The sequence below is a fragment of the Lysinibacillus sp. RS10 genome, from assembly GCF_041956855.1.
Lineage (GTDB): Bacteria > Bacillota > Bacilli > Bacillales_A > Planococcaceae > Lysinibacillus > Lysinibacillus xylanilyticus_A.
On sequence record NZ_CP167122.1, the window covers coordinates 3160548 to 3172858 of the forward strand.

Here is a 12311-nt window from a genome sequence, read left to right on the forward strand (position 1 = left end):
GCTATACACCCCCTGCTGCTAATTTCATTTTGACAATCTCCTGACAAATGGCATCACCCATTTGCGCTGTTGACGCCTGTCCACCAATATCAGCCGTTTTCACAATTCCCTCTCGTAGCACCGCCTCAATCGCATGGACTATGAGCTCCTCTAAATCAGGTCTTCCAATATGTCCGAGCAATAAAGCGAGTGACCAAATTTGAGCGATTGGATTTGCAATTCCCTTTCCTGCAATATCTGGCGCTGAACCATGCACAGGCTCAAACATAGAGGGGAATTCCTTTTCTGGATTCAAATTGGCTGATGGTGATAATCCTAGACCGCCGACAATAGCTGACCCTAAATCAGATAAAATATCCCCGAATAAATTGGAGGCAACAATAACTTGAAAATCCTGAGGTCGCTCCACAAAGTAAGCTACTAATGCGTCGATATAAATAGATTCTAGTTCTAGCGTTGGTAAACTTTGAGTAAGAATTCTTTTCGTATGCTCATCCCAGAACTTCATCGAATGGATCATCGCATTCGATTTTGTTGCACTCGTAATTTTTGTTTTGCCATATTTATAGGCATAATCACAGGCGGCTTGTACAATTTTTTCAATACCGATCCGTGTCATAATCGTATTTTGAATCGTCATTTCCTGTAGCTGATTATGATACATTCGTCCACCACTATCGGAATATTCCCCCTCCGCATTTTCTCGAAAGATAACGAAATCAATATCACGCTCGTTGGCAAGCGGTGAGGCTATGCCAGGTAGCGATTTAATCGGACGGAAATTAACATATTGCTGGAAGTTTTTTCGTATCGGCATAATTAATTCCCATACCGTAACGTCGTCTGGAACACGAGCATCTCCAATAGCCCCGAATAAAATCGCATCAAACTCTTTTAAAATGTCTAGTGCATTTTCAGGCATCATACGACCGTGCTTGAGATAATAATCGGAGCTCCAAGGAAAAATGGTTGTTTCTATTCGGAAAGACGAATCATGTTCCTGAAGAAAATTTAGTACCTTTAGCGCTTCCTCCATAACTTCCTTTCCAATACCATCACCTGGAATGACTGCGATTTTTGCGTGAGTCATTGTGTATCACCTGTTAAAAACTTAAGTGCTGCCAAACGATATATAGCTGTTGTTTCTGCCAATTCTTCGATATCGACATATTCGTCAATTTGATGGGGAATATCACGATCACCTGCACCAATCGTCACAATTGGGACACCGTGCACATGAAGGAATGTTCCATCTGTAGCCCCTGGAACACCGTTATATTTTGGTTCTTTCTCCGTTACTTCAGCAACTGCCTCATAAATGGCTTGTACTACAGGTTCCTCCTTTGCAGTAGCTGTGGCTGGTCGGTTGTCAAGCACCGTTAGTTCTACCTTAAAATCAGGGTCATCTGCTTGCAGACGTTTAATAATCGCATCAATTTTGCCGAGAAGCTCATCATGATCCTGAGCAGGTACTGTACGAATATCAAGCGTCGTCATACAATGATCAGGAATCACATTAATTTGTGCATCCCCTTTGACTGGTGCTCGCAAAATAGTCGGTGTAATAGATGGCCAATTAAGCATGGGATCTCGTCCCAAACGTGCTTGCTCTTCTTTTTCTAATTTTTCTAGCTCCACGATAAAACGTGCCATACGCCAGTTCGGGTTAATGCCGCTCCAAGAAATTGCACCGTGCGCCATCTTACCAAAAATATCTACCTTCAAACGTATCGCTCCACGCTGTGCAATACTAACATTATTTTCCTGTGGTTCGCATATAATGGCCCCATCTACACCATCTGCCCAACCATTTTTTATAAAATGTTTAATGCCAAGCATCAATCCTTCTTCATCACAAGGAATACATAAAATAATCTTGCCTGTAAATTCCTCCTGATCCAGTAATAACGACTGGCAAGCTGTAATCATACATGCAAGATTTCCTTTTGTATCATTTGTACCACGGCCATACATTCGACCATCAATAATTTCTGCACCGAATGGATCGTACGTCCATGCTTCACGATTACCTTCAGTCACAACATCTGTATGTCCTTCAAAGAGTAGCGTTTTCCCTGGTTTACCCGAATCAATAATACCAATCACATTCGGTCTGCCTGGCACAACTTCCTCTACATATGTTTCAATCCCGATATCACGTAAATATTGAGCAACAAAATTTGCCACTTCTTGTTCATTGCCATTTGGATCATTTTCTCGATAAACGCTTTCAATACGAACTAGCTTTTGAGTAAGCTCAATAACTACCTCTCGGTCACGCAAATAAGATTCTGTTGTCTTTAAATTTAGTACTGTCATCTAAAGGCCCCCTTATTTAATAGAATATTCGAAATTCAGATTATTTTAACATTGTCCTTTTAGATAAGCATTAGACAATTTGTTAATAAAACATTTAATGCTATTAACATTTTGTTTAGTAGTAAAAAGTTAGAAAAGAACAAAACAATCTATTTTATGTTAATTTTCGATAAAAAAAGATTAAATAATTACCAAAATGTGGGTTTGATTTCCGTTCCGATTGGGCGCTTTCAAAAAAATTTGCTGAATGAAGATAAAAAACCAGCATCTAATTTGAATAGCTCAAATAGATGCTGGTTTTTTCATTTTATTGCTTGCGTGATTCTGTCATTTGCTTCCAAACAGAGCCTTTTGCTTCTTCACCCTGTTCGATGCGGGCAACCGCCATTTTTACTTGTAGTTTCACTTCGAATTCTTTATCTTCTTCGGCAGCCTTTAATGCCACTAATGACTTTTCAGTACCGACTTCATATAAGTACATAGCTGCACGCCATCGAACAAGCTTATTTTTATCCTGTAATGCTCGCTGCATCGCATCTTCAAATTCCACTAAGCCAAGGTCACTCATACAATCGCCAGCAGTTCGTCGTACAGCTGCACTTTTGTCTTGTAATGCCTTTTCTAAATAGGGAACAACTGCAACATCTTCAATCATTCCTAAATACACTGTTGCCAGGCGACGGATGGACATTTGTTCATCTTGTAACGCTAAATCTAAAAGTGGTAAATCATCTAGTTCTGGATCTGCCATTTGGTCAAGTAATTGGAAACGCTTTTCCCATTCAGGTTGTGTGAACTGTTCAACAGTCACTTTTAGCTTAGCAGGTTTCACTATTGTTTTCTCAGAATCATTAGTCGTTGAGACAATTTCTGCTAAACGCTCCTCAGAATATGTCACATTGATTTCCTGCTTCACGGCTTCCGCAATTTCCTCGAGCTCTCCATAACGAACGCCATAGTCAATCCACTTACGTTGGAAAATATAATTTTCATCAACTGCTGTATCAATAATTTTATTGAAAGTCTCCACAAATCGCTCGCCACAGCTCACACGGTGCTCACGTTGATTATCAAATACTTTTACTTGTAGTGGCACCTGCTTATAAAACTGCACATGAACGTACACTTCACCATAAAATTCACTGGCTACTTGCGTTTCATTTTCTTCGTGTACTTCTTCACCTAGCACTTGACGAATACTTGCTAAAATACCTTCCCATGCATATTTTGCGTTACGCTCTACAGCGAAGAAATCTGCTACATGATAAACTCCCTTGACACCTTCAATTGCTAAAATCGCTGCAGCTTCACCAGTTGCTTGATCTTTATTATCCTTTGTAAAATTATAGCTTTTGCCAAAAGGTAACTCTGTATCGACGACAATTTTCATTGAATTAGGACTTGGTGTCGGTTCAATTGTAATAATCTTCACGCATATCGCTCCTTACCCGTTTACAATTTCATCTAAATACGACCATCTTTCAATAAGGTGTTCATAATGTGCATTCAACTCATCAAGCTTCGCCGTTAATTCCTGTAATTTTGTAAAATCAGCACCTGCGTGAGCAATACCTTCTTCTGTCTCCATAATTGCTGTCTCTGTCTTTTCTATTTCATCAGCAATTGTTTCCCATTCTTTTTGCTCTTTAAAGGATAATTTTTTCTTGTCTGACTTAGGCTTTTCGGTTTTCGGTTTTTCTACCTTTGGCGCCTCTACCTTTACAGCAGCTTCCTGTTCACGCTTTTGTAAATAATCACTGTAAATATCAAGTGTCTCCTCAACATGTCCAAGACCATCTAAAATCCATAGTTTTTTCGCAATACGATCTAGGAAAAAGCGATCGTGGGAAATAGTCATAACGACTCCAGGGAAATGCTCAATGAAATCTTCTAGCACACCTAGTGTTTCAATATCCAAATCATTCGTAGGCTCATCTAGTAACAATACGTTTGGTTGCTCCATTAATAAACGTAATAAATGTAGACGTTTACGCTCGCCACCCGATAATTTACCGATCGGTGTACCATGCCCATGAAGCGGGAATAAGAAACGCTCCAGCATTTGAGCCGCCGAATAGCGCACACCCTCTGCATCTGTTATATCATTTGAAGCTTCTCGAATATATTCAATCATACGCTCATTTTCATTCATTTTCGGTAATGTTTGTTTGAAATGCGCTAACTTCACTGTCGAGCCAACATGAATTTCACCTATATCCGGTGTAAGTTCACCTGCTAGCATGTTCAATAATGTTGATTTTCCTACACCATTAGCTCCGATAATACCAATACGGTCGCCCTGTTGTAGTAAAAATGAAAAGTCTTCAAGGATTTTTTGTTGGCCAAAAGCCTTTGAAATATTTTCTGCCTCTAAAACCTTTCGACCGAGACGCGTTGTAGCTAGCCCCATTTCAAGCGAAACATCCTCTGAATTACGCTCCAAGCCTTCCTCTAACTGTTCGAAGCGTTGAATACGTGCCTTTTGCTTCGTCGAACGCGCCTTCGCACCACGACGAATCCATTTTAACTCTGAGCGATAGCGGTTGCGGTCTTTTTGTGCAGAGGCTGCTCTCATTTCCTCACGAATAGCACGTGCTTCTAAATAATCTCCATAATTCCCTGTATGTCGATATAATGTTTGGTCAGCTAGCTCATAAATATGAGTAGATAATTCATCTAGGAAATAACGATCATGGGTAATAAATATGACGGCTCCCTTTAATCGTAACACCATTTCTTGCAACCACTCCGTTGACTGCACGTCTAAATGGTTGGTCGGCTCGTCCAATAAATAAAGATCTGCTGGCTCTATTAATACTTTAGCTAAGGCGACGCGCTTTTGTTGACCACCTGACAGTGTTAATACTTCTTTATCAAACATTTCAATGCCGAGCTTCGTAAGTGCTGTCTTAGCAAGTGCATTGACATCCCATGCCTGTTCCTCATCCATGCGATGCTGTATGCTAAATAACGTTTTTTGTAAACTTTCTGAAGTTGGATTTAATGCAAGTGCAGCAACCGTTTCCTCATATTCACGATTAAGTTTTAAAATAGGTGAATCCCCTGCAAACACTGCCTGTAACACAGTTTCTCCGCTTTCAAAAGTAGGCTCCTGTGGTAAATATGCTACACGGTATTTATTTGGGCGGTCAACATTCATTGAATCCGCTTCGATTTCACCTGCTAAAATAGAAAGCAGCGTGGATTTACCAGTACCATTAATACCAATTAGCCCCGCACGCTCTCCCTCATAAATGGTAAATTCAATATTTTGAAAGAGCGTTTTATCGCCCACTGTTTTCGTTAAATTTTGTACAATTAAATGACTCATTACACTTGTCCATCTCTTTCATTTAGGTGTTGTTAGTGTCCGTACTACTTTGAATATGTAGTTTATTATTGATATCCATTTTTATCATAACATCAAATGACAGGTAAACAAAGGACAACAAACCGAGCTTCCCTATCAAAAAACATGCTCTCCCCCATTAACTTGCTGCCTTTAACCATTGGAGAACAGAAGAAATAGATATATTATATAGGCACTACCATACAAAACGTAGAACAACCACTTAGTGAAGGCCATCTATTCTGATTGAAATAACATCCGAGGAGTAAAGAATTTTTAAAGGTATCAAGTACAAAGTAAGACAATATGAAGAAAGGTATAAGCTCGCTATTAATCCAGCGGCGCTTATACCTTTTTATCTTGTTGAAAGAAGTTAAAGTTTTAAAGATTGCATTTACAGCTACTTAGAATTGGAATGTACATTTACTTTCCTATTTCATGTTTTAATTGCTCTAAAAACAGTACCATAAATTGATGGCGTTCTTTAGCCATTTGCTTGCCTTTCTCTGTTACCATTAAATCTTGTAATAATAAAAGCTTCTCATAAAAGTGTGTGACAGAGGCAGTATTTTTATTGCGATATGCCTCCTCTGTCATATTCATACGTGCTTCTTCCGTTTCATCGTAAAGCTTTCGACCTTTCGCACCGCCGTAAGCAAATGTGCGTGCAATACCAATCGCTCCTATAGCATCTAAGCGATCTGCATCTCTTACTATTTTTGCTTCAAGAGAAGTTGCTTCTAGCTCATTCCCACCATTAAACGATACTTGTGCAATGCAATCTCGGATATGTTGCTTTTTCTCCTCGTTTAAAGACAGCTCAGCAATTAACTTATTTTCTTGCTCTTTACTATCGGTATACTTTTTATCACTTACATCATGCAAAAGCACAGCAATTTTCACGACCTCTGCATCAGCTTTCGGCTCTGTATGTAAAATCGCTAACGCATTTTGATAAACACGTTCAATATGTTGAAAATCATGACTAGCATCAAACTGTTCATAAATCCCACGTACTTTATTCATTAAATTGTTCATATTTTTAATTCAGTCCTTTCCCTTATGATTATACTGTATAGCTTAGAGGAGTTGGTAGCGAAGCACCTTTCTTTTAGATTTAAAATTAAAATTAAAATAATATGCATATTTCAATTGACTAATTTTTCAGAATATTATAAGATAAACATACAGAACAGCTAATTATGTTCTGTAAGCTCACTATTTCATTAGTGTACAAGAACTATGCTTTGACAGATTAAACAACTTCAGCGGGCTTACAATTGAATATTTTGTTGAAAGATGATGTTCGTATAGTGTAAATCCATCATCTAAGAAAACAAATAAAAGTGAACACTTTCCCTTAGTAAATTCTTTGTTTTAACCCGCATAGTAAACGTACATGATGAGATGAGTGAACAAACAGTTAGCCTGTTTTCACGACCAAGAATGCTTTGACCAACTGTTGCAAGCGTGTCATTTTTTATCATTAATTGATGTTACCTTCTTCTATTATTTTAAGTATAATGTGAACGTAACTCCTCCCATTAATGGCAAAGAGAACACCAATTTGTTAACATAGTGCGAAAAGCTGAATCATCAGAGTCGTGCTAACAAAACTAGATCATTCTTTTTTAGGCAACTTTTTTTCCGAATTTCATTTAAGCCGTAAATGAAGTAATAAGTTATGAAGGAAGTAGGAACGATCGTTATGTTATGTAATACCCACCCGCTGAAGAAACAATAAAAGCTGCCCATTTACTATATGTAGATGATGGCAGCTTTTATTGTTTCTTCCATTTCCATTTTAAAGACATTTATCCTATCTCACTTTTCTCTGCTTCTTTTTTTCACATGTTCCTTAGAAGACCATGATATATTCGCATAGAAGTTAATAACTCTTGTGGTAATGAGCTTGTTAATTAAAGCAGATTCTCCTGTTGCTCTTACCACTCTACATTCCATGCATTAGCTCTTCTCAGAAATTATAACTTCGTTAACCCTACCGTTGTTGATTGTCATTATTTTGGATTAGCTCTTTCTTAATTTCTTCAATACGCTCCATAGATAAGCCTGTTATTTTACTAATAAAATCAATATCCATATTATTCACTAAAAGATTGTTGGTGATTTCTTCCTTTGCTTCTTTCTTCCCTTCTTTTTTCCCTTCTTTTTTCCTTTCTTCTATACCCTTTTGCTCTGCCATATGCTTCGCATAGTCTAGCTTCGCCTCTTCATCAAGGATATACTTTAAGCGTGACTGATAGGCAATAACATCCTCCTGTGATAAACTTAGCTCTTCCCAGACATTGAATGCCTGTAATAGATGTTCGTCCTTCATCGCTAGTTCCTCCAATTCATGATAAATTTTTTCATAAACCTTTTTCTTTCGTGCATCGACCATTCCTAATAACAATAACCAACGTGCTAAAATATCATCCAGTGGCTTAAGAACTCCCCTATGCCATTGTTCAAGGAATTTATTCATTTCAATAAAGTGCACTTCCAAAGCATCATCCTGTATAACTAATCGCTTTAATGTTTTATCCTCATATAAATGGAAGGTACTGTGATAATATGCACTTTGAGGAAATACGGTGAAATTACCTATATTAATGGTAATAGTCGGTAGCAATTTATGATACCCCATACCTTTTTTGCAATTGTGATGTATATAGTTGAGCCCAGTAAAATAATGTACGCTTAAACATATCGTGCTGATTAGACAATTGAATTTCAATATTAATCATTTGCTGATCCTGCGTTTTCACCACAATATCTAATCTTGACTGCTTATCATCCTTATATTCGCCACCAAATTCTTGTTTCATAAAAGCCACTTCTTGGATGGTATTTCGACCAGTTCGATTTAAAATCGCATTAAGAAAAACAATGGTCATATGTTTATTTTTTTCGCTACCAAACATTTGTTTAAATGCATAGTCTACTTTCAAATCCATCAATTTCGTTAGCGGAATTCTACGTAAAGCCTTTTCACTCACAACCATCACCCCATTCACTTAAAGTTTGGTCATAAATCTTCATATTTTATATTATTTTAACATGCTTCAATTGTAGGACCAACTTCAAGAAATAAAAAACAAGCCTTCTGTAGTTTATTAAAAATAATTCTAATAGCCCTAATACATGACCATCGTTATCCATGTTAATACACAATGCTGCTGTTGAGGTATTATAGGAACGAATGTTATGTAATCCCCCTGCCGAAGAGACTGTAAAAGCTGCCCATCTATTCATGCAGATTCAAAAAACTAATTCCAGTTGGATATCCACGGCAAGTACTTTCAATAAAACTCATTGTATTGTTCTTCCTTTTTCTTTATAAGAGCATAAAAATAAACTCTGGCTATTCACCACAGTCCTAAAACGAAAGAGCTTGCAACTAACTTACAATCGATAGCAGTCCTCTCAATCAACTAAAGGGCCAGCATAATAAGAAATGACAGCTCATATCTTCAGTATGAGAGGATGATTATGTGAAAGACCTATTAGAAAACGTATATCAATTATCTATAGCAGTCCTACTTTTATGTTCTGTTATTTCCGTTAGACTTCTAAAAAATTTAAAGCGTGAAAGAAAACTTTCTTCCTTTGAATATACAATGTATTTAATCATTCGAATTGCGATTTTTTTATGGTTAGCTAGTTTTCTACTTATTCATTATGGTGCATAATTTACTTGACCATCTTAGTACTATCAACACCCTTGAGTAAAAAGGCAATCTTTTATCATTTGGAAATCAACCAAACGATATGATGATGACCCTAAAAGCTTTCTTTTATAACTTAAAGAAGCAACTGAAACTGTAGACAACAGAATTTTGAAACAAATTACTAAGATTCACAGCTTTTACTAGCTGCATTCTTTATTTACAAAAAAGCTACTACAAATATAAAAAATGTCGACAAAGTCTAAAAACGGCTTTGTCGACACTATAAAAGAGGCATCCTCATGTAAGGATGCCTCTTTCTTATGGTTACATCATTAAAATTAAAGTTTTACGATGTTTGTAGCTTGTGGTCCACGTGGGCCTTCTTCTACTGAGAATTCAACTTTTTGACCTTCTTCAAGTGTTTTGAAGCCGTCACCTTGGATAGCTGAGAAGTGAGCGAATACGTCGTTTCCGCCTTCTACTTCGATGAATCCAAAACCTTTTTCTGAGTTAAACCATTTTACTGTACCTTGTGTCATTTTAATGACCTCCATTAATTGTATTAAATAAATATCATTTTTATAAGAAAAAAAATTCACATATTACAAAAAGCATCTAATAAAACACGATTACTCTTTGTAATATGTGAATTCATTGTTTTCTTTGTAAACGATTTTATTACATTCATTTTATAATATAAAATTATAAATGTCTAGTACAAAAGTGAAATTTCTTTAAAATAATGTGCTACAGTGGGAGAATTCCGCAAAAATAAGCTAAAAGCTGCCCTTTCTCAGATAAAAAGAGCAGCTTTCATACATTTATTTTCAATATCTTCTATTAATTAATGATAAATTCAAACTCTATTTAGAACAATCCTACCGCATGTCCTTCATGATCAACATCCATACGCAATGCTGCTGGTGCTTTTGGTAAACCTGGCATCGTCATAATGTCACCAGTTAAGCAAACTAAGAAGCCAGCACCTAGTTTTGGAATGACTTCACGGATTGTGATTGTAAATCCTTCAGGACGACCAAGTAAACTTGGTTGGTCCGATAATGAGTATTGCGTTTTGGCCATACAAATCGGCATAGAGTCCCAGCCGAATTTTTCGATTTGAGCGATTTGCTTTTTCGCTTGGTCGGTAAATTGAACATCTTTCCCACCATACACTTTTTGCACGATCGTACGTACCTTTTCTTCAATGGATTCTGTTACATCATATAATGGTAAGAAATTATTTTCTTCCTCAAGTACAGTTAGCACCTGTTCTGCTAGGGCTTGGCCACCTTTTCCGCCTTCTTCCCAGACATTTGTACGAGCAATACGTACATGTTTCTCTTGACACCAGTTTAATACTGCTTCAAGTTCAGCCTCTGTATCTGTAATAAAGCGATTTAACGCGATAATTGGTTCAACCCCAAATGTACGAACTGTTTCAACGTGCTTCTCTAAGTTTTCAATTCCTTGTAAAAGTGCATCTACGTTTTCGCCAACGAGTGCTGTTTTCGCTACACCACCATGCATTTTCAATGCACGAATCGTTGCCACAATCACTACTGCACTTGGTTTGAAGCCTGCTTTACGTGCTTTAATGTTCATGAACTTTTCAGCACCTAAATCTGAACCGAAGCCCGCTTCTGTTACGACGATATCAGCTAGCTTACGTGCTGTTTGTGTTGCCATAATCGAGTTACAGCCATGTGCAATGTTAGCAAATGGTCCACCGTGAATAATAGCAGGTGTCCCTTCAAGTGTTTGTACTAAATTTGGTTTGAAGGCATCTTTTAATAATAATGTTAATGCCCCCTCTACTTGAAGATCACGTACGAATACAGGCTCACGATCAAATGTATAACCGAACACAATGTTTGCTAAACGTTCACGCAAATCATCAATGCTTGTCGCTAAACAGAAGACTGCCATTATTTCTGATGCAACAGTAATGTCAAAGCCGTCCTCGCGTGGCATCCCTTGCACAGGACCACCGAGACCCACAACTACTTTACGAAGAGCACGATCATTTAAATCCATTACACGCTTCCAAATAATACGACGAGGATCAATGTTTAAAGCATTTCCTTGGTGGATATGATTATCAATAAAGGCTGATAATGCATTATTCGCCGTCGTAATTGCATGAAGATCTCCAGTGAAATGCAAATTAATATCTTCCATTGGTACAACCTGTGCATATCCACCACCAGTTGCGCCACCTTTTACACCCATAACAGGACCGAGTGACGGCTCACGTAAAGCTACAACAACATTTTTATTCAATTGATGAAGTGCATCAGCAAGTCCAACAGTTACAGTTGATTTCCCTTCACCTGCTGGAGTTGGGCTAATGGCTGTTACTAATACAACCTTCGCATCATCACCACGTGCTGTTATTTTTGAAGGATCAATTTTCGCTTTGTAGCGACCATACTGTTCCAGTGCATCCTCTGAAATACCTGCAGCTTTTGCAATTTCGGTAATAGGCTTCATAACCGCTTGACTAGCAATTTCTAAATCTGTTAAAGGTTGATTTTTCGTTGTCATATGGCATACCTACTTTCTATGTTGTTAAATTCCATTATAGACTTTATTGTACAAGAAATCCTAATTAGTTATACAAGCATTTCGACAATCAATTGACAACTTTGCTCAATTCATGTATGTTCTAAGTGAAAATGCATTTTTTCACATTTTCTCAATACTATCACGACTTGATTGATTTAGTTTTACATTCAAGCGCAATGGAGGCGAATGCTTATGCAACAAGGAATCGTAAAGTGGTTCAATAATGAAAAAGGTTATGGCTTTATTGAATGTGATGATGGAGAAGATGTATTTGTACATTTTACGGGGATCCAAGAGGAAGGCTTCCGTACACTTGATGAAGGTCAGAAGGTAACATTTGATGTAGTGGAAGGAAATCGCGGACCACAGGCGTCAAATGTTGTGAAATTATAAGCGTAAAGGAG

Annotated in this window: 11 protein-coding genes; 2 read left to right on the plus strand and 9 right to left on the minus strand. The window is 37.5% G+C overall.

Annotation, left to right across the window (positions count from 1 at the left end; all coding sequences use genetic code 11):
* Window position 1: 1 nt before the first annotated feature.
* The 7 genes from ACB089_RS16220 to ACB089_RS16250 form a co-directional block, all read right to left on the minus strand.
* Window positions 2-1090 (minus strand): tartrate dehydrogenase, encoded by a 1089-nt coding sequence (locus ACB089_RS16220; protein WP_374967329.1) that lies wholly within the window; start codon window positions 1088-1090, stop codon window positions 2-4.
* Window positions 1087-2319, minus strand: a complete 1233-nt coding sequence (locus tag ACB089_RS16225) for a M20 family metallopeptidase (RefSeq protein ID WP_374967330.1) — start codon at window positions 2317-2319, stop codon at window positions 1087-1089. The genes ACB089_RS16220 and ACB089_RS16225 overlap by 4 nt, the downstream gene beginning before the upstream one ends.
* Window positions 2320-2626: 307 nt before the next feature.
* Window positions 2627-3751 (minus strand): conserved virulence factor C family protein, encoded by a 1125-nt coding sequence (locus tag ACB089_RS16230; protein WP_374967331.1) that lies wholly within the window; start codon window positions 3749-3751, stop codon window positions 2627-2629.
* A 12-nt stretch (window positions 3752-3763) separates the two neighbouring features.
* The gene (locus tag ACB089_RS16235) at window positions 3764-5650 is read right to left on the minus strand and encodes an ABC-F family ATP-binding cassette domain-containing protein (protein WP_374967332.1); all 1887 of its coding nucleotides are present in this window, start codon (window positions 5648-5650) and stop codon (window positions 3764-3766) included.
* 441 nt (window positions 5651-6091) lie between these two features.
* On the minus strand, window positions 6092-6706 hold the full coding sequence (locus ACB089_RS16240; RefSeq protein WP_374967333.1) for an HD domain-containing protein: 615 nt from the start codon (window positions 6704-6706) through the stop codon (window positions 6092-6094).
* A 961-nt stretch (window positions 6707-7667) separates the two neighbouring features.
* Window positions 7668-8300, minus strand: a complete 633-nt coding sequence (locus tag ACB089_RS16245; protein ID WP_374967334.1) for an Rpn family recombination-promoting nuclease/putative transposase — start codon at window positions 8298-8300, stop codon at window positions 7668-7670.
* 1 nt (window position 8301) lies between these two features.
* Window positions 8302-8667 carry an Rpn family recombination-promoting nuclease/putative transposase gene (locus ACB089_RS16250; RefSeq protein WP_374967335.1) on the minus strand — a complete coding sequence of 122 codons (366 nt, stop codon included), beginning with the start codon at window positions 8665-8667 and terminating at the stop codon, window positions 8302-8304.
* A gap of 495 nt (window positions 8668-9162) precedes the next feature.
* Here ACB089_RS16250 and ACB089_RS16255 point away from each other — a divergent pair, with 495 nt between their 5' ends.
* Window positions 9163-9360, plus strand: a complete 198-nt coding sequence (locus tag ACB089_RS16255; RefSeq protein ID WP_374967336.1) for a hypothetical protein — start codon at window positions 9163-9165, stop codon at window positions 9358-9360.
* A gap of 317 nt (window positions 9361-9677) precedes the next feature.
* Here ACB089_RS16255 and ACB089_RS16260 read toward each other — a convergent pair whose 3' ends face one another.
* Together ACB089_RS16260 and ACB089_RS16265 are read right to left on the minus strand one after the other, a co-directional pair.
* Window positions 9678-9878: a cold-shock protein gene (locus ACB089_RS16260; RefSeq protein WP_068982670.1), complete on the minus strand. Its 201-nt coding sequence runs from the start codon at window positions 9876-9878 to the stop codon at window positions 9678-9680.
* 328 nt (window positions 9879-10206) lie between these two features.
* Window positions 10207-11886, minus strand: a complete 1680-nt coding sequence (locus ACB089_RS16265) for a formate--tetrahydrofolate ligase (RefSeq protein WP_368637431.1) — start codon at window positions 11884-11886, stop codon at window positions 10207-10209.
* Between the two features lie 213 nt (window positions 11887-12099).
* Between ACB089_RS16265 and ACB089_RS16270 the strand changes: the two genes are divergently transcribed.
* Complete coding sequence (locus ACB089_RS16270) at window positions 12100-12300, plus strand: cold-shock protein (protein WP_068982672.1); 201 nt, start codon at window positions 12100-12102, stop codon at window positions 12298-12300.
* Window positions 12301-12311 lie beyond the last annotated feature (11 nt).